We start from the raw sequence: 17,072 nt of genomic DNA, 5'->3' as shown, positions 1-17,072 counted from the left end.
GCCACCGATCGGAGCAGGTGAACCGGGCATCTAGACTGGCGAACGTGCCTCTCCGTGACGGACGTCTGAGCCACGACATCGATCCCTCCGACCGTGCTCCGCAGGACGCCTGCGGGGTCTTCGGCGTCTGGGTTCCCGCCGAGGAGGCGGCCCGGGCCGAAGTGAGCAAGCTCACGTACTACGGGCTGTACGCGCTCCAGCACCGCGGGCAGGAGTCGGCGGGCATCGCCGTCAGCGACGGCTCGCGCATCGTCGTGTTCAAGGACATGGGCCTCGTCGCCCAGGTCTTCGACGAGTCGGTGCTGAACACCCTGCGCGGCCACATCGCCGTCGGCCACTGCCGCTACTCCACGACGGGCTCGCCCACGTGGGAGAACGCGCAGCCGACGTTCCGGTCCACCGACGACGGCGGGCTGGCGCTCGTCCACAACGGCAACCTCATCAACACGCCGGAGCTGGCCGCGCGGCTGGACCCCGGCGAGCTGACCGCCACGACCGACACCGAGGTCCTGACCGCCCTGCTCGCCGCGCGCGGCCAGGGCGGCGCGCTGGAGGCGGCCCGGGAGATCCTCCCGGCGACGCGCGGCGCGTTCTCCCTGGTCTTCATGGACGAGGGGACGCTCTACGCGGCCCGCGACCCCGAGGGCATCCGGCCGCTCGTGCTCGGCGCCCTGGAGGACCGCGGCTGGGTGGTCGCCTCGGAGACGGCCGGTCTCGACATCGTCGGCGCCCGGTTCGTCCGGGAGATCGAGCCGGGCGAGCTGATCGCGCTCGACGGCGAGGGCGTGCGGTCCGAGCGGTTCGCCGAGGCGCGCCCGAAGGGCTGCCTGTTCGAGTACGTGTACCTGGCGCGGCCCGACACGACGATCGCCGGGCGCAGCGTCCAGGCCACCCGCGTCGAGGTCGGGCGGCGGCTGGCCCGCGAGCACCCCGTCGAGGCCGACATGGTCATCCCGACGCCCGAGTCGGGCACGCCGGCCGCGATCGGCTACGCCGAGGCGTCCGGCATTCCCTACGGCCAGGGCCTGGTCAAGAACTCCTACGTCGGCCGGACGTTCATCCAGCCGTCCCAGACGATCCGCCAGCTCGGCATCCGGCTGAAGCTGAACCCGCTGCGGGAGGCGATCGAGGGCAAACGCCTGGTCGTGGTGGACGACTCGATCGTGCGCGGCAACACCCAGCGCGCCATCGTGTCGATGCTGCGGGACGCGGGCGCCGCCGAGGTGCACGTGCGGATCTCCAGCCCGCCCGTCTCCTGGCCCTGCTTCTACGGCATCGACTTCGCGACCCGGGCCGAGCTGATCGCCGGGAACCTGTCGGTGGAGGAGATCCGCGACTCCATCGGCGCCGACTCGCTCGGCTACGTCTCCCTGGACGAGCTGATCTCCGCCACGCACATCGCCAAGGACAGCCTGTGCCGGGCGTGCTTCGACGGCCAGTACCCCATCCCGGTGGAGCAGGACGCGCGCGGCAAGCACCTGCTGGAGGCCACTCGATGACGGACCGCCCGACGACCTCCTACGAGGCCGCAGGCGTCGACATCGCGGCGGGCGAGCGCGCCGTCGAGCTGATGAAGTCCCGGGTGGCCCGTTCGCGGCGGCCCGAGGTCGTCGACGACGTCAGCGGGTTCGCGGGGCTCTTCGACGCCTCGGCACTGCTGCGCTACACCAGACCTCTGCTCGCGACGTCCACGGACGGCGTCGGTACCAAGGTCGACCTGGCGCGGCGTCTCGGCGTCTACGACACGATCGGGCACGACCTGGTCGGCATGGTCATCGACGACCTCGCGGTGTGCGGGGCCGAACCGCTGTTCATGACCGACTACATCGCCTGCGGCAAGGTCGTTCCGGAGCGCGTCGCCGACATCGTCGGCGGGATCGCCGACGCGTGCGCCCTGGCCGGGTGCGCCCTCGTGGGCGGCGAGACGGCCGAGCACCCCGGCCTGCTGGAGGCCGACGAGTTCGACGTGGCGGGCGCCGGGACGGGCGTCGTCGAGGCCGACCGGATCCTGGGGCCGGAGCGGGTGAGGGCGGGCGACGTCGTGCTCGCGATGGCGTCGTCCGGTATCCACTCGAACGGGTACTCGCTCGTCCGGCACATCCTGGCGACGACGGACCTGACGCTGGAGACCCGCCCGGCCGAACTCGACCGTCCGCTGGGCCAGGAACTCCTCACCCCGACGCGCATCTACGCCAAGGACTGCCTGGCCCTGGCCGAGGCCGGCGGAGTGCGGGCGTTCGCGCACATCACGGGCGGCGGACTGGCGGCGAACCTGGCCCGGTCGCTTCCGCCGGGGGTGGACGCCGTGCTGGACCGCTCGTCCTGGGAGGTCCCGGCCGTCTTCCGCCTGCTCCAGGCGCACGGCGACGTACCGCAGGCCGAGATGGACAAGACGTTCAACCTCGGTGTCGGCATGGCCGCGATCGTCGCCCCGGACCGCGCCGACGAGGCGCTCCGCCTGCTGGCCTCCCGCGGCGTCCCGTCCTGGCCCCTCGGCGAGATCGCCGAAGGCACCGGCGACGCGACCCTCCGCTGACCCGCCGGCCCTGCCCGCCTCGCGGGCGGGGCTGAACGGGACGCTGAGCGTCTCTCGGACCTCTCGGGTCAACAAGGGCATGCCGGACACCAGACGCGGCCCGTGGGGTCGCTCAGCGTGAGCGGCGGTCCCCGGGCGTGCTCCGGCTCATGACAAACGCCACCGCCCGGCGGTGCGGGCGGTGGCGTGCTGTCCAACGGTCAACCGGAGGTGCCGTCCTTGCGGGTCTCCGTGCCGTAGTCGTCGGCGTAGTCGGCGTACTTCTCGACGAGCTCGTCATAGGAGTCTTCGCCGGAGTCGCTGACTCCCAGTTCATCCTTAAGGCGGTCGAGGTCCGTGTTGCCGGTGTTGTACTTGAGCTGCCGGGCAACCTTCACCTGCTTGGCCTTGGCTCGGCCGCGACCCATTGGCTCGACCCCCTCGATGGTCAGGGCTTTCGTGGGCCCATCAACGCGCGCGTGTACCACACGAACCGGTGCCTGATGAGCCATGCGTCAGTCACGAGTACAACCGTACCCGTTTTGCGCCTGGCTCGGTACATCGACGGTACGTGGCGGCGCCCCTCTTGCTGATAACGGCAGTGTATCCGGTGGTCACGTCAACGTGGGAAGGCCACCGTGGGACGGTCGTACGCCGCCCCACAGCGGCCCTCACAACGGTTTTGCAACGGTCTAAACAGGTCTAGGGATCCCACCCCCCGGCCGCGCCTTCCGCAAGCGCGGAGGCCGCGCCTTCCGGGAGCTCAGAGAAGGATGCCGCGCAGCCTGCCGACCTCCGACATCCGGCGCTCGGCGAGGCGGTCGGCGGCCACCGCCGGCGGGACGCCCTCGTCGGAGGCCAGCGCGAAGATCTTCCGGGTGGTGTCGTAGATGCCCGCTGCGCGGGCCTTGGCGCGGTCGAAGTTGAAGCCCTCGATCTCGTCCGCGACCTGGATCACACCGCCGGAGTTCACCACGTAGTCGGGCGCGTACAGGACGCCGCGGTCGGCGAGGCGCTTCTCCACGCCCGTGTGGGCGAGCTGGTTGTTGGCGGCGCCGCAGACGACCTTGGCGGCCAGCACGGGCACGGTGTCGTCGTCGAGGGAGCCGCCCAGCGCGCACGGCGCGTACACGTCGAGTTCCGTGCGGACCATGGCGTCGGCGTCGGAGACGACCTCCACCTCGGGGTGCAGCGCCCGGACGCGGTCGACGGCGGCCTCGGACACGTCGCAGATCACGACGTCCGCGCCGTCCTCGCGCAGGTGCTCCACCAGGCGGTGGCCGACCTTCCCGACGCCCTCCACCCCGACCCGCCTGCCGCGCAGCGTCGGACGGCCCCACACCGTTTCGGCCGCGGCCCGCATCCCCTGGAACACGCCGAACGCCGTGAGGATGGACGAGTCGCCGGCGCCGCCGTGCGCGACCGTCCGTCCGGTGACGAAGCGGCACTCGCGCGCGACGATGTCCATGTCCTCGCTGTAGGTGCCCACGTCGCACGCCGTGTAGTACCGGCCGTTCAGCGACTGGACGAACCGCCCGTAGGCCCGCAGCATCGCCTCGGACTTGTCCGTGGCGGGGTCGCCGATGATGACGGCCTTGCCGCCGCCGAGGTCGAGCCCGGCCAGTGCGTTCTTGTACGCCATGCCCCGGGACAGGTTCAGCACGTCGGCGAGGGCCTCTTCCTCGGAGCCGTACGGGTAGAAGCGGGTGCCTCCCAAGGACGGGCCGAGCGCGGTGGAGTAGATGGCGATGATGGCGCGCAGGCCGCTGGCCTCGTCCTGGCAGAAGACGACCTGCTCGTGTCGGGGTTCGGTGCCCTTGTGGGGCGCCCCGAAGACATTAGGCACGGTAGTGCCCTCCTCTCTGTCTCTAAGATCAGCCTAGGGCGCGCGATGGCGCCACGCCCGACCGAATCTCCTGCCACGATGCGATTCTCATGTCACGATGCGATGGTGCTTCCGTACGCGGCGTACCTACGGGTTTATGAACCGGTGACCGCCTTCCCGGAGCCCGCGCGGACCCTGTGGACGGTCTACGCCGACTCCAGGCGCCGTCCCAGGCGGATCCACGCGCTCGGGGTGGAGAACCGGGAGGCCGTGCTCAGGCTGACGGGCTCGCCGCCCGAGGTCGTCCCGGAACGGGAGAGCAGGGACGCCTACGTGCGGCGCCTGGAGGACATGATCTACGTGTGCCCGTGGGGGACGCGGCTGCGGTCCTGGCTGGCCTTCGAGCGCTTCAGGGACGAGCACGCGGCGGGCGTGGCGGCGGCCTTCGTCCCGCCGCCCCTCTCCGAGCGGGTGCGCAGCGACTTCGAGCAGTGGAAGAACGCCGGCCGCTCCCTCCGCCCGCACATCCTGACGAGCACCTGGCACGTCCCGCTGGACTGGTTCGTGCCGTTCGCGCGCGGTGAGCGGTGCCTGATGCTCGGCACGCCGGGGGCCGGGCACCGGCCTGCGGACGACACGGCCGAGGAGTTCGCGGCCCACGGCCCGGCGACGGCGGCGCCCGCGCGGACCCTGATCTACGTCACCTCGATGGGGGAGGCCCGCCGCCGGGTGGCGGCCGCGCTCCCGGTGGTGCGCGAGAACCTCGGCGAGGGCACGGAGGACGTCTACCTCCTGTCGGCGGGACGGCTGGAGACCCTCGGCCGGTGGCTCGGCGAGTTCCATCCCCGCGCGCTGGTGGAACTCGACTACGGCGGGCTCGTCCATCTCCTGGACGACACCACGCTCCGTACTGACGAGTCGGTCGCGGAGATGACCGTGGCCCTCACCGGTATGGAGCGAGGTGAGGTCGAGCTGACCGTCGCGATGTACAAGCGTCTCCTGGCCCGCTGGCGCCCCGTGCGGGCGCTGGAGGCCGCGAACTAAAACAAATTTCCCGAATCCGCGCGCGATACGACTATACGTGTCGCTAGAATCACGCAGCGTGACCCAGCCGCCACCGGACACGCACACCACCCCGCTCTCGCGGGGATGTTTGCACGCAACTACCGCCAGGAACTTGCTTGTTGCGCTGAGTGGTGGCAAGGTTACACGTTGTGATGTCATAGTGGCTCTTTCGGGCCATAGGGGACATCAGTGACCACGCGAGGATCAATCGCAGGATCGCTGTCATCGGTCCACGGAGGAGAGGCCGCAAACATGTCAGCACGTACGCCAGAGGCCGAGCCCCTGCTGACGCCGGCGGAGGTGGCGACGATGTTCCGCGTCGACCCCAAGACCGTCACGCGCTGGGCGAAGGCGGGAAAGCTCACGTCGATCCGCACGCTCGGCGGGCATCGCCGGTACCGCGAGGCGGAGGTGCGGGCGCTGCTCGCGGGAATCCCGCAGCAGCGCTCGGAGTAGTCACGCCGACCGGCAGGGCTCCAGGGGAGCCCTCCGGGCGCACAGCGCAAGAGGGGGGCGGCCAGGAGGCCCTTGAACGGACCTCGCGCCCGAGTTACGTGCGGGGACCCGCTCGGTGGTCTCCTGGCCGACACGGGACCACGGTCATCCGAGAACCGTCGGTCCCGAACGCCGAAGCCGCACTGTCCCCGGGACGGGCACCAGACCGCCCGCTCCCGGGGGCAGACCGCGGTCCCGGAGCCGCGGCGCTCGCTCCCGAAGGAAGAGCACGCGGTCGTCGGAACAACGGAGTTCCGTTCCGGGGGTTGTGTCCGGTTGTGGACGCAGCCGAGTTGGATGTCCGAAATTCCGCGCACGTCGTGGCGATAACCGCAGGTCGAACGGTTACTGGTTCGTCTCCGCGCGGCTAATGGCTCATCTCTTCGTGGGCCAGGCGGTCGAACAGGGCACCCGTGCCCGGGTCGTGCCTGCCGGAGATCTGCATGATCACCACGAGCTGGTCGACCAGCAGCCGCTCCAGGTCGGGGCGTGACACGTCGCGGTTCTCCAGCCAGTCCAGGCCGGCGGTCTCCACGGTCGCCATCCAGCAGCGCAGCGTGATGCGCAGGATCGGCGGCGGAACGTCGACGTCCAGTGAGTGCAGGATCCGGTCCAGCAGCAGCCGGCGGATCCCGTCCACGATCTCGCCGGCCTCGCCCGAGCGGTCGGCCGGCCCGCCGCGCAGCAGTGCCGTGTAACCGGCCGCGTGGCTCTCCACGAAATCGAAGTAGCGCTTCAGCGAGATCCGGAGCCGTTCGAGCGGCTTGCCCTCCGTGGGAGGTTCCAGCAGCACCGACAGGTGCTTCGCGGCGCTGCCGAGCGCCGCGATGTACAGCTCGTTCTTGCCGCCGAAGTAGTGGTAGACCAGCGCGCGGGAGGCTCCCGCCTTCGCCGCGACGTCGTCGATCGAGACGTCCTCGGGCGAGCGCGTGCTGAACAGCTGCAGCGCCGCCTCGATCAGTTCGTCCCGTCGCTCGTCCACGCTGAGTCGACGACGGCCGCGCCCGCCGTTCGGCCGGCTGCGCGCCTTTGCACCGGCCCCCGCACGATCTCCCACCTGGGCAGGGTATCCGAGCCGGGCGCGGTCAGGGGTGCACACCGAGCGCGCCGGTGGCGGGCCCGCCACCGGGTCGTGTCCGTTCCCCGGCACGACTGTGATCCAGAACACCACAGGCCCGAACCACCTTTGTCGGATGCCCGTTACTCGCTGTCGCGGCGCTATGGGGGTGAGGCGCGGCATCATGGCATCTCCTCCCGAGCGGAGGGCGGCGCGCCGAATCCCCCCACCGGGGCGCTGCCGCGGCAGGTCCTGCTGGTTCCCCTGGACGGAGTGCCATGTCAGCTGAAGAAGGAAATCCCCCGCACGACATGCTGGGAGAGGGCGCGGTGCCCCGGCCGCGCAGCGAGCCCTCTCCCGCACCGCGCGACGAGGGCAAGGCGGTGCCCGCGCCGAAACCGACGATCCGCAATGTGGCCGAACGCGCCGGAGTGTCCAAATCGCTCGTCTCGCTGGTCATGCGAGGGTCACCGCACGTGAGCGAACGCCGGAGGCAGGCCGTCCTGCAGGCCGCCCGGGAGCTCGGCTACCGCCCGAACGCCGTGGCGCGCAGCCTGGTCGAGGGACGCACCCGGCTGATCGGCGCCATCGTCGCCGACCTGCACAACCCGTTCTTCGCCGAGTTCCTCGACGGGCTCCAGGAGAGCCTGCACGGCGCGGGGCTGCGAATGCTGGTCGGCAGCGGCCGCTGGGACCCGATGTTCGAGGCCGAGGCGGTCGAGGCGTTCCTGGAGATGCGGGTGGACGGGCTGGTGCTGCTCAGCGTCGTCCCGGAGTCGCTCAAGGAGGCCGCCGCCAGCGTCCCCGTGGTGGTCGTCGGCGAGCGCGACGTGGTCGGCGTCGACATCGTGGTGGACGACGACGAGCTCGGCGCGAGCCTCGCCGTCGACCATCTCGTCGAGCACGGTCACCGCCGGATCGCGCACATCGAGGGCGCGCGCTCCACCACCGCGCGCTACCGCCGCGCCGGCTACGAGAAGGCGATGCGGCGGCACGACCTGGCCGCCGAGATCGTCGTCGAGCCCGGCGACTTCACCGAGGACGGCGGCTACCGGGCCACGCTCTCCCTGCTGCGCCGCGACGCCCGGCCGACCGCGATCTTCGCTCCCAACGACCTGGTCGCCACCGGGACGCTGTCGGCCGCCGACGAGCTCGGCATGCGGGTCCCGGCGGACCTCTCGATCATCGGCTACGACAACACCCATCTCGCGGCGATCCGGCACATCTCGCTGACCAGCGTCGACCAGCCGCGCCGCGACATGGGCCGGGTGGCCGCCGAGATGCTCACCGCGCGCATCGGCGACCCCTCCCGCGCCGCGCGGCAGAAGCTGGTCGTCCCGCATCTGGTGGTCCGCTCGACGACGGGGCCCGCTCCCGCCATGTGACCCCGCCTGTGCGCCGCTTCAGGACGTCCCCCGCCCTCCCCTCGCTCCCGTCGGCCCGCTGCGTGCCGTGATCCGCGCGTCGTGACGCCCGCCGCCCTGGCTCGCGACGCCCCCCGTGCAGCTCCGCCCCGCTCCGCGCGGCCGTGCTCCCGAGGCCCGTCGTCCTGGTGGCCGTCGCTCACGTGACCCACGATCGCGGCGCCGTCGCAGTGCTCTCGTGGTTTGTGACGTCCTGCGTCGGAGGCTGCGTCGCCGCCGCGGCGCCGGTTATGGCCGCGGTACGGGGATGGTCGATCGTTTCCCGGGACGGTGCGTGCCGGGTATGGGGGAGGCCAAGCCTGCCGCATTCGCCGGGACGGGACCCGCGGCCAGGTGGTTAATGGGACTTCATCGTCGGCGGGCAGTCCCGGGCGGCCTCGCAGATGGCCGCCGGGCCGGGCCTGCCGGCGGTCGGGAGAGGGTCCGTTCACCCAGAGGGGAACAGGTCGTGCGTGATCCGGAACTGGTGTCGTGCGCGCAGCGCGCGGCGAGCGAATTGGAACGCGCGTGGTCGGAGTGGCGGCACGCCCGCGGCCTCGCCGAGCAGGTGTCGGAGTCCGTCGCCAGCTACGTGGCCCATTCGATCGACCACCCGTGGGGGCGGCCCCGCGTGGTCCTCGGCCTGGACGCCGACGAGGCGCGCGCGCTCGCGGCCCTGCTGGGCAAGGAGGACCCCCTGCGCGGCTGATTTCCCCGACTCCGTTTGACGAACCTGCGCCGGTGTGCAGACTGTCAGGGTCGGTAACGAAGTCATCACGGAGGAAAACGGCCTGTGCGAATTCATCGAGGCGGCCCCGCGGTCGCCGGTATCGCGCTGTGCCTGGGCGCGCTCGTCGCGTGCAACGCTTCCTCCGGGGCGTCCGGCGGTGAGGCGGCCGGGCCGCCGACGGCCGGGACGGCGTCCCCGGGCGTCAAGGGCGGCAAGGCGCCCGCGTCCGCCGGGGGGGACGCCGAGTCGCTCGACGGCAAGGTGATCGTCATCGACCCCGGGCACAACGGCGGCAACGCCGACCACCCGTCGGAGATCAACCGGCAGGTGAAGATCGGCAACGGCAGCAAGGCGTGCGACACGACCGGCACCGAGACCAGGGCCGGCTACGCCGAGCACGCCTTCACCTGGGACGTGTCGAAGAGGCTCGCCGGCATCCTGAAGTCCCGGGGCGCGAAGGTCTCGCTGACCCGCAAGGACGACAGGAGCGTCGGTCCCTGCGTCACCGAGCGCGCCGCGCTCGGCAACCGGCTCAAGGCCGACGCCGCGCTGTCCATCCACGCCGACGGGGCGGCGGCGTCCGGTCACGGCTTCCACATCATCGAGCCGCTCTCCATCGGCCGGAACTCCGAGATGGTGAACGGCTCCGCCGAGTTGGGCGAGGCGCTGCGGAACGCCTATCACGAGGGCACCGGCATCCCGTACTCCAACTACCTCGGCAAGAAGGCCATCGACCGGCGCGACGACCTCGGCGGTCTCAACATGTCGACCGTGCCCAAGGTCTTCATCGAGTGCGGCAACATGCAGAACAAGGGCGACGCCGACAAGCTGTCCAGCGCGTCCTTCCGGCAGCGCATCGCCGAGTCCCTGGCCGCGGGCTTCCAGGCCTACCTGGGCTGATCGCGAACGGCGATCCGGGACGCGCGCCGGGCCCGCAGCGGGCAGGATGAGCGGATGCCTGATCTTCGTCGTGTGCGCGAACTGCTGCTCGGGGCCGGTTACACCGTCGCGGGGGTGCGCGCGTCGCTCGGCCCGGTCGCCGGCGGGGCGCTGGCACGGGACGAGATCGTGCCCGCGCTGCGGGCGACGGCCGGCGGGTCGCCGGTCGAGGTGCTGACCCGGCTGTTCTGGCTCCAGGTGCCCGTCCCCGAGGACGCGATCGCCGCCGACGCGCTGGTGGCGGCGGGGCTCGCCGAGGTGTCGGGCGGGCAGCTGCGGGCGCTGCTGCGCGTCGAGCCGCTGGAGGCGGTGGACGGCGACGGGCACGCCGGTTACGCCGTGTCCGATCTGAAGGTGCGGCCCGGGGACGGACGCGTTCCAGCGGCCGATCATGTGGTGGGGACCGGAGGCGCGTCCGGGAATCTCGCCCGGCTGGTTGTCCACAGGCCTGTGGACAACGTGCTGGATCTGGGCACCGGCTGCGGCGTCCAGGCCGTGCACGCGGCGGGGCGGTCGCCGGGCGCGCGCATCACCGCGACGGACGTGAACCCGCGGGCGCTGGAACTGGCCGAAATGAGCTTCGCGCTGTCCGGCGTGGACGGCGCGGAACTGCTGCGCGGGTCGCTGCTGGAGCCGGTCGAGGGCCGCCGGTTCGACCTGATCGTGTCGAATCCCCCGTTCGTCGTCGCGCCGCCCGGCGACCGGCGGTTCACCTACCGCGAGTCGGGGATGGCGGGCGACGACTTCTGCCGGCGGCTCGTCGAGAGCGCCTCCCGGTACCTGAACGACGGTGGATATTGCCAGCTCCTGGCCAACTGGCTGCATGTCGACGGGGTTCCCTGGGAGGAGCGCGTCGGCGCGTGGGTGGACGGCTGCGACGCGTGGATCGTCCAGCGGGACGTCCAGGATCCGGCGGAGTACGCCGAGTTGTGGCTGCGGGATTCCTGCGAGGCGGGCACGCCCGAATACCGCGCCCGGTACGAGGCGTGGCTCGACGAGTTCGAGCAGCGGGACGTCACCGGGATCGGTTTCGGCTGGATCACGTTGCGGCGCAGCGAGCGCCCGGCCGTCCGGATCGAGGAGGTGCGGCACGCCGTCGAGCAGCCCGTCGGGGCGTACGTCCACGAGGTGCTGGACGGCCTCGTGAAGGCGGAGGAGTTTTCCACAGCCTGTGGACGACGGCTCGCCGCGGCGCCCGGTCTCGTCCAGGAACAGATCGGCCCGCCCGGCGCCGAGGACCCGGAGCGGATCGTCCTGCGGCAGACGGATCGGCTCCGCCGCGCCGCCGGTGTCGGGACGGTCGAGGCCGCCCTCGCGGGTGTCTGCGACGGCACCCTGCCCCTCGATCCGCTCCTGGACGCCATCGCCGAGCTCACGGACACGGACCCCGGTGAGGTCCGCGCGCACGCCGCGGCCGTCCTGCCGGAGCTGATCGCCGACGGCTTCTTCGCCTGAACCGGACGGACGTCTCCCGAGGGTCAGCCGCGCGCTTCGTCCAGGGTGCGGAAGGCGCTGCCGCGCAAGCGGCGCGACAGGTCGCGGTTGACCCGGTGCGCCCAGAGCGGGCCGCCGTAGATCATGCCGGTGTAGCCCTGGACGAGGGTCGCGCCCGCCCGGACGCGTTCCCACACGTCGTCGGCCGTCTCGACCCCGCCGACGGAGACCAGCGCGAGCCGCCCGCCCGTGCGGGACCGCAGCCGGCGCAGGACCTCGAGCGACCGCTCGCGCAGCGGCGCGCCCGACAGCCCGCCGGTCTCCTTGACCAGCGCGGGCGGGCTGAGCAGGGCGTCCCGGCCGATCGTGGTGTTGGTCGCGATGATGCCGTCGAGACCGAGTTCGAGGGCGAGGTCGGCGACGGCGTCGACGTCGTCGTCCGCGAGGTCCGGCGCGATCTTCACCAGCAGCGGGACGCGGCGGGCGGACGAGCGGTCGGCGGCCTCGCGCACGGCCGTCAGCAGCGGCCGCAGATGCTCGACGGCCTGTAGGTTCCGCAGGCCCGGCGTGTTGGGGGAGCTGACGTTGACCACGAGGTAGTCGGCGTGCGGGGCGAGCCGCTCGGTGCTCGCCACGTAGTCGGCGGCGGCCGAGGCCTCCGGGACGACCTTGGTCTTGCCGATGTTGGCGCCGACGATCGTCCCCGGCGCCCGGTCGGCGAGCCGCCGCGCGGCGGCCTCGGAGCCCGCGTTGTTGAAGCCCATCCGGTTGACGACCGCCCGGTCCGGGACGAGCCGGAACAGCCGCGGGCGCGGGTTGCCGGGCTGCGGGCGGCCGGTCACCGTCCCGATCTCGACGTGGCCGAACCCGAACGCCGCGAGCGCCGCGTAGGCGACGGCGTCCTTGTCGAACCCGGCGGCGAGGCCGAGCGGGCTCGGGAAGTCCAGCCCGAGGGCGCGGACGGCCAGCGCCGGGTCGCGGGGCGCGAACAGCCGCCGCAGCAGCGGCACCGCACCGGGAACCGACTGGACGGCGTGCAGCGCGCGCAGGGTCAGATGGTGGGCGCTCTCCGCCGGGACGCGGGCGATGACCAGTGAGAAAAGGAGTCGATACATCACCCGCCAGTATCTCAGCCGGGCCGCGGGAAAATCGTTCGCGGGGTCGCCGAACCGCCGCCTACCCTGACCGCATGCTTCTCCATGCCGAGGCCACCGCCTGGTGGCCCACTCCGCAGCGCGTCTACCGCGACCGTCCCGCCGGCAGGTCCGGCCGGGACGCGATCGGCGTCTGAGCTGCACGCTCCCGCGCGGCCGGACCTGGGTGCGAACGAACCACGACACACCCAGCCGAACGGGAGAACCTCATGTCCAAGAGCCGAGGCCGCAACGGCATGCTCGGCGTGGGCGGCCAGCGCAAGAACCTGTCGCGCAGCGAGCTGCGCGGCGGGAAGGCGCAGGCAGCCGACGGCGGCGCCGGTACGGCGGCCGAGAGGAAGAGGGAACTGCTCCGCAAGATGCGCGAACGCACCGAGCGGCGCACCTCCGGCAACGACGAGTAGCGAACGGAACGCGCCGGTCCACTCACGGACCGGCGCGTTCTACCTTCCGCGGAAGGTGCCGCGGAGTGTGAGGCGGACGTCGTGGGCGGCTTCCCGCATCGTCCGGCGTACAGCGCGGAGAGGGTCGCGTACGGTTGCCCGCCACGTTGAGCGGATGCCGTGTCCGATCGGGCGCAGGACGCTCTGCCGCACCCAGCGGGCCGGGGCGACGACCAGTACCCGCACCGGGACGACGACGAGCGTTCGCCAGAGCCAACGGAGGATCCGGGCGGCGAGGCGCCATGCTCCTACGGCACCGGCGACGACCGGGGCCAGGAGGTACCGCCACATCGCCCGTGCGGGCGCGACGATCAGGACGCGTCCCAGCCAGGCCAGGCAGCGCCCGATCAGCCGCCACGACCAGGCCACCGCCGCCGCGAAGGCGCGCCAGCCGGTGGCGAGTGCGCCGCCGAGCGCGCCCAGCAGGGTGAGGGTGCGGCGGCCGAGCCACGTGAGCCCGGCCCAGAGGGCGCGGGCCAGCCAGGCGATGCCGAGCAGCGGCGGGCGCAGGACGTAGCGCCACAGCAGCACGGCCGGCAGGACGACGAGCACTCCGATCAGCAGGCCGATGCCCTTGAGGAGCAGGCCGAGGCCGCTCCCGAGGACGCCGAACAGCCAGGCGATTCCGCGGCCGAGCGCCCGGAGCGGACGCAGCAGGAGGAACGCGAGCAGTCCTCCGAGGCCGCGTCCGAGCAGGGCCAGGAAACGGCCGATCGGCGCGATGAGGACGCGGTGGACCCACCGGGCCAGCCGTCCGGTCCCGCGCCCGAACCACCGGAGGAGGCCGAGGACCACGACGACGGCGAGCCAGCGCAGCGGCCGGACGAGGACGAGGTCGAGCAGCGCGGCGACGCCCCGTCCGACGGCGGCCAGCAGCCGTCCGGCCGGAGCGAGCAGCCGGCGGTACAGGGCGCGCCAGACGCCGCGCAGCATCCGGCCGAGGAGCCGGGCGAACCGGCCCGGAACCCGCACGAGAACGTTCCAGGCCGCCCGGACCCCCCGGGCCGCCAGCACGGCCAGGTCCCAGCCGAACCGCAGCGGGATCACGACGAGCAGCGCCACCACGCGGGCCGGCACGACGATCCACGCCGGACCCGGACCCGGACCGCGATCCGGTACCGGCGCCGGGGGACGTTTCTTCGTCAGGTCGACCGGGCCGCCCGCTGAGTCGTTTCCCGTGGTCACCGCAGCCTTCCTCGTCTACCGCCGCAGGCATGCGGCACCAGGATGTGACTCGGCGCGGGGGTGACCGGTTCCAGGCGGTTGAACCCGCTCCGAGGCGTTCACCGTATTCCTCCTCGATCCGGGAGAGCGGCGGCTCCACCTCGATCGACGTGCGGGACCTGGAACCGGAGCCGGGGCCCAGGACGACCTGGAGGACACGACATGAAATTCCCACGTTGGGCGATCCCGGCTGCTGCCGCCCTCACGGCGTCGGGACTGGTGCTGAGCGGGTGCGGGCAGGAGAAGGCCGGTGGGGGGCAGAACGCCGCGGGCTCTCAGACGCAGGCGCAGCCGTCGGCCGAGCCGTCCGAGTCGCCCGCCCCCGAGCCGACCGTGCTGGAGGTGGCCAGCGTCACCAAGCTCGGCAGGGTCGTCACCGACGGCAAGGGCATGACGCTCTACCGCTTCGACAACGACACCGCCCGGCCTCCCGCGTCGACCTGCGCGGACGCGTGCGCCAAGGCGTGGCCGCCGGTGTGGGCGGGCCAGGGGAACACCGAGGTCAAGGGCGTCCAGCAGTCGCTGGTCGGCAAGGTGAAGCGGCCGGACGGCAAGTGGCAGGTCACGCTCGGCGGGTGGCCGCTCTACCGGTTCGCCAAGGACGGCAGTCCCGGTGACACGAAGGGGCAGGGCGTAGGCGGAACCTGGTACGCCGCGGCGCCGACCGGCAAGAAGGCGGCCCCGCTCAAGCAGGCGAACGGCAACCGCTGGAAGGGCTGGACGGTCGTCAAGGCCAAGCGGGACCCGAAGCTCGGCCTGATCCTGACCGACGGCAAGGGCATGACGCTCTACCGCTTCGACAAGGACAAGAACAAGCCGCCGACGACCAACTGCTTCGGCTCGTGCAAGAAGGCGTGGCCGCCGGCCGTCTTCAACGGCTGGAAGCACCTCAAGCTCGAAGGCGTCTCGAAGAAGGTCGTCAACTTCATCGAGCGCAAGGACGACGGCAAGTGCCAGCTCACGATCGACGGCTGGCCCATGTACTACTACGAGCAGGACGAGCAGCCCGGCGACACCAAGGGCCAGGGCGTCGGCGGGGTCTGGTGGGCCACCACCCCGACCGGCAAGAAGGCCGTCGGCACGGGGTCCGGTGGCGGGGGCGGAGGCGGCTACGGGTCTGGCGGCGGCTACTAGAGCCGTCCACCACGCCGTATCCCCCATCAGGCGAAGGCGCGGAGGGCAGCGCGGGTCGGTCGGGGCCCGCGCTCCCTCCGCGCCTTCTTCATGCGCCGACCAGGGGCTTCTCATAGACGTGCCACGACCCTCGCCTTCCGGTGACGCTCCGGATCTCGACACTCACGCGATCCGATGGTCGAATGGGGGACCAATCCCGCCGAGGGTGCGGCCCGGCGAAGTGCCCGCAGTCCGGTGGGAGCTGCGGGAGGCCCCATGGGCGAGCGAGTCGATCGAACGGAGAGCGACCAGGCGGGACGGGCCCGGCCCCGGGAGAGGGCGGCCGGGCGGCACGGTCCCGCGGAACGGGCGCGATCGGCTTGGCTCAGGGGCGCGGTGGCGCTGGCGCTGCTGGCCGGCGGGCTCACGGCCTGCGGGGACGGCGGCGGGACGCCGAAGCTCACCTGGTACGTCAACCCCGACAACGGCGGCCAGGCGGCCCTCGCGAAGTCCTGCACGCAGGCCGCGGGCGGCCGGTACCGGATCGAGACGTCCCTGCTGCCGAGCGACGCCACGCAGCAGCGCGAGCAGCTGATCAGACGGCTGGCCGCCAAGGACTCCGGGCTCGACCTCATGAGCCTGGACCCGGTCTTCGTCGCCGAGGCCGCCAACGCCGGGTTCCTGCGCCCGTTCACCAAGGGCGAGGCCGCGCCGCTGACCGACGGCGTGTTCGCCCCCGCCGTGCAGAGCTCGATGTGGGAGGGCAAGCTCTACGCGGCGCCCTTCTGGGCCAACACGCAGCTGCTGTGGTACCGCAAGTCGGTGGCGAAGAAGGCGGGCATCGACCCGAACGCGCCCGACTTCACCTGGGACAAGCTCATCGACGCGGCCGTCCGGACGAACACCACCATCGGCGTCCAGGGCAACCGGTACGAGGGCTACATGGTGTGGATCAACTCCCTGATCGCCTCGGCCGGGGGCCGCATCATCAGCAACGCCGAGAAGGGCGACGACGCGAGCATCGACATCGACTCGCCGGCCGCCGGGCGGGCGGCGTCGATCATCCGCAGGCTCGCCCGGTCCTCCGCCGCGAGCCCGACGCTGTCCACCGACATCGAGGAGCAGTCCCGGGCGACGATCAACGGCGCGCGCGGCGGCTTCCTGCTCAACTGGGGCTACGTCTGGCGGGCCGAGAAGGGCGACGCCGACGCGGGCGCCATCGGCAAGAACATCGTCGGCGACCTCGGCTGGGCCCGCTACCCGCGGGTCGACCCGCGGCAGCCGAGCAAGCCCCCGTTCGGGGGCATCGAGATCGGCGTCGGCGCGTACGGCAGGCACAAGGGCCTGGCCGTGGAGGCGACCCGGTGCATCACCTCGCCGGCCAACATGAAGCGGTACATGCTCGACGAGGGCAACGTCGCCGCCCGCCCGGCGATCTTCGACGATCCCGACATCCTCAAGGAGTTCCCGATGGCCCCGCTGATGCGGGACTCCATCGCCGCGGCCGCGCCCCGTCCGGCCACCCCCTACTACGCCGACCTGTCCGGCGCCGTCCAGAACCGCTGGCATCCGCCCGCGTCGGTGAACCCCGCGACGACGCCGCGCCGGTCCGCGGAGTTCGCCCGGGCGGTCCTGGGCGACCAGGCGCTGCTGTGAGGCGAGGCTCGGAAAGGAA

General features: G+C 72.2%; 16 protein-coding genes. 11 read left to right on the top strand and 5 right to left on the bottom strand.

Features of this window, described 5'->3' with window-relative positions; genetic code table 11:
- The first annotated feature begins 44 nt into the window (after positions 1-44).
- Positions 45-1,499 (top strand): amidophosphoribosyltransferase, encoded by a 1,455-nt coding sequence (gene purF, locus AB0H37_RS06700; RefSeq protein WP_179831844.1) that lies wholly within the window; start codon positions 45-47, stop codon positions 1,497-1,499.
- Positions 1,496-2,536: a phosphoribosylformylglycinamidine cyclo-ligase gene (gene purM / locus AB0H37_RS06695; protein WP_360611787.1), complete on the top strand. Its 1,041-nt coding sequence runs from the start codon at positions 1,496-1,498 to the stop codon at positions 2,534-2,536. The genes purF and purM overlap by 4 nt, the downstream gene beginning before the upstream one ends.
- Before the next feature lie 200 nt (positions 2,537-2,736).
- Here the strand turns inward: purM and AB0H37_RS06690 are convergent, their stop codons facing one another.
- Both AB0H37_RS06690 and AB0H37_RS06685 read right to left on the bottom strand, forming a co-directional pair.
- Positions 2,737-2,943: a DUF3073 domain-containing protein gene (locus AB0H37_RS06690; protein ID WP_179831846.1), complete on the bottom strand. Its 207-nt coding sequence runs from the start codon at positions 2,941-2,943 to the stop codon at positions 2,737-2,739.
- A 335-nt stretch (positions 2,944-3,278) separates the two neighbouring features.
- Positions 3,279-4,361, bottom strand: a complete 1,083-nt coding sequence (locus tag AB0H37_RS06685; RefSeq protein ID WP_179831847.1) for a Glu/Leu/Phe/Val dehydrogenase — start codon at positions 4,359-4,361, stop codon at positions 3,279-3,281.
- Positions 4,362-4,466: 105 nt separating this feature from the next.
- Between AB0H37_RS06685 and AB0H37_RS06680 the strand changes: the two genes are divergently transcribed.
- Both AB0H37_RS06680 and bldC read left to right on the top strand, forming a co-directional pair.
- A complete protein-coding gene (locus tag AB0H37_RS06680; protein ID WP_179831848.1) occupies positions 4,467-5,384 on the top strand; it encodes a hypothetical protein in 918 nt (305 codons plus the stop codon).
- A gap of 273 nt (positions 5,385-5,657) precedes the next feature.
- Positions 5,658-5,861, top strand: coding sequence for a developmental transcriptional regulator BldC (gene bldC / locus AB0H37_RS06675; protein WP_012850682.1), 204 nt, complete (start codon positions 5,658-5,660; stop codon positions 5,859-5,861).
- 406 nt (positions 5,862-6,267) lie between these two features.
- Here bldC and AB0H37_RS06670 read toward each other — a convergent pair whose 3' ends face one another.
- Positions 6,268-6,882: a TetR/AcrR family transcriptional regulator gene (locus tag AB0H37_RS06670; RefSeq protein ID WP_229810196.1), complete on the bottom strand. Its 615-nt coding sequence runs from the start codon at positions 6,880-6,882 to the stop codon at positions 6,268-6,270.
- 353 nt (positions 6,883-7,235) lie between these two features.
- On the opposite strand from AB0H37_RS06670, the gene AB0H37_RS06665 reads away from it, so the two are divergent.
- The 4 genes from AB0H37_RS06665 (at position 7,236) to AB0H37_RS06650 (ending at position 11,484) form a co-directional block, all read left to right on the top strand.
- Entirely contained in the window at positions 7,236-8,342 is a 1,107-nt protein-coding gene (locus tag AB0H37_RS06665) for a LacI family DNA-binding transcriptional regulator (protein ID WP_360611786.1), read from the top strand.
- A gap of 487 nt (positions 8,343-8,829) precedes the next feature.
- On the top strand, positions 8,830-9,069 hold the full coding sequence (locus AB0H37_RS06660) for a hypothetical protein (protein ID WP_089315141.1): 240 nt from the start codon (positions 8,830-8,832) through the stop codon (positions 9,067-9,069).
- An 84-nt stretch (positions 9,070-9,153) separates the two neighbouring features.
- Positions 9,154-9,990, top strand: a complete 837-nt coding sequence (locus AB0H37_RS06655) for an N-acetylmuramoyl-L-alanine amidase (RefSeq protein ID WP_360611785.1) — start codon at positions 9,154-9,156, stop codon at positions 9,988-9,990.
- A 54-nt stretch (positions 9,991-10,044) separates the two neighbouring features.
- Positions 10,045-11,484 carry a class I SAM-dependent methyltransferase gene (locus tag AB0H37_RS06650; RefSeq protein WP_360611784.1) on the top strand — a complete coding sequence of 480 codons (1,440 nt, stop codon included), beginning with the start codon at positions 10,045-10,047 and terminating at the stop codon, positions 11,482-11,484.
- Positions 11,485-11,507: 23 nt separating this feature from the next.
- Here AB0H37_RS06650 and AB0H37_RS06645 read toward each other — a convergent pair whose 3' ends face one another.
- The gene (locus AB0H37_RS06645; RefSeq protein WP_360611783.1) at positions 11,508-12,578 is read right to left on the bottom strand and encodes a quinone-dependent dihydroorotate dehydrogenase; all 1,071 of its coding nucleotides are present in this window, start codon (positions 12,576-12,578) and stop codon (positions 11,508-11,510) included.
- A gap of 248 nt (positions 12,579-12,826) precedes the next feature.
- Between AB0H37_RS06645 and AB0H37_RS06640 the strand changes: the two genes are divergently transcribed.
- A complete protein-coding gene (locus AB0H37_RS06640) occupies positions 12,827-13,021 on the top strand; it encodes a DUF6243 family protein (protein ID WP_360611782.1) in 195 nt (64 codons plus the stop codon).
- A 39-nt stretch (positions 13,022-13,060) separates the two neighbouring features.
- Here AB0H37_RS06640 and AB0H37_RS06635 read toward each other — a convergent pair whose 3' ends face one another.
- Complete coding sequence (locus tag AB0H37_RS06635) at positions 13,061-14,245, bottom strand: hypothetical protein (RefSeq protein WP_360611781.1); 1,185 nt, start codon at positions 14,243-14,245, stop codon at positions 13,061-13,063.
- A gap of 201 nt (positions 14,246-14,446) precedes the next feature.
- On the opposite strand from AB0H37_RS06635, the gene AB0H37_RS06630 reads away from it, so the two are divergent.
- Together AB0H37_RS06630 and AB0H37_RS06625 are read left to right on the top strand one after the other, a co-directional pair.
- Complete coding sequence (locus AB0H37_RS06630) at positions 14,447-15,418, top strand: hypothetical protein (protein ID WP_360611780.1); 972 nt, start codon at positions 14,447-14,449, stop codon at positions 15,416-15,418.
- A gap of 255 nt (positions 15,419-15,673) precedes the next feature.
- Complete coding sequence (locus tag AB0H37_RS06625; protein ID WP_329096605.1) at positions 15,674-17,053, top strand: extracellular solute-binding protein; 1,380 nt, start codon at positions 15,674-15,676, stop codon at positions 17,051-17,053.
- Positions 17,054-17,072: the final 19 nt, after the last annotated feature.

It is taken from the genome of Actinomadura sp. NPDC023710, from assembly GCF_040639875.1.
Taxonomy (GTDB): domain Bacteria; phylum Actinomycetota; class Actinomycetes; order Streptosporangiales; family Streptosporangiaceae; genus Spirillospora; species Spirillospora citrea.
This window is presented reverse-complemented; position numbering and strand designations above follow the sequence as displayed.

Excerpts from the sequence above, each read along its gene's own strand:
- purM (WP_360611787.1), top strand. The coding sequence starts at position 1,496 with ATGACGGACCGCCCGACGACCTCCTACGAGGCCGCAGGCGTCGACATC.
- AB0H37_RS06690 (WP_179831846.1), bottom strand. The coding sequence starts at position 2,943 with ATGGGTCGCGGCCGAGCCAAGGCCAAGCAGGTGAAGGTTGCCCGGCAG.
- bldC (WP_012850682.1), top strand. The coding sequence starts at position 5,658 with ATGTCAGCACGTACGCCAGAGGCCGAGCCCCTGCTGACGCCGGCGGAG.
- AB0H37_RS06665 (WP_360611786.1), top strand. The coding sequence starts at position 7,236 with ATGTCAGCTGAAGAAGGAAATCCCCCGCACGACATGCTGGGAGAGGGC.
- AB0H37_RS06650 (WP_360611784.1), top strand. The coding sequence starts at position 10,045 with ATGCCTGATCTTCGTCGTGTGCGCGAACTGCTGCTCGGGGCCGGTTAC.
- AB0H37_RS06645 (WP_360611783.1), bottom strand. The coding sequence starts at position 12,578 with ATGTATCGACTCCTTTTCTCACTGGTCATCGCCCGCGTCCCGGCGGAG.
- AB0H37_RS06640 (WP_360611782.1), top strand. The coding sequence starts at position 12,827 with ATGTCCAAGAGCCGAGGCCGCAACGGCATGCTCGGCGTGGGCGGCCAG.
- AB0H37_RS06630 (WP_360611780.1), top strand. The coding sequence starts at position 14,447 with ATGAAATTCCCACGTTGGGCGATCCCGGCTGCTGCCGCCCTCACGGCG.
- AB0H37_RS06625 (WP_329096605.1), top strand. The coding sequence starts at position 15,674 with ATGGGCGAGCGAGTCGATCGAACGGAGAGCGACCAGGCGGGACGGGCC.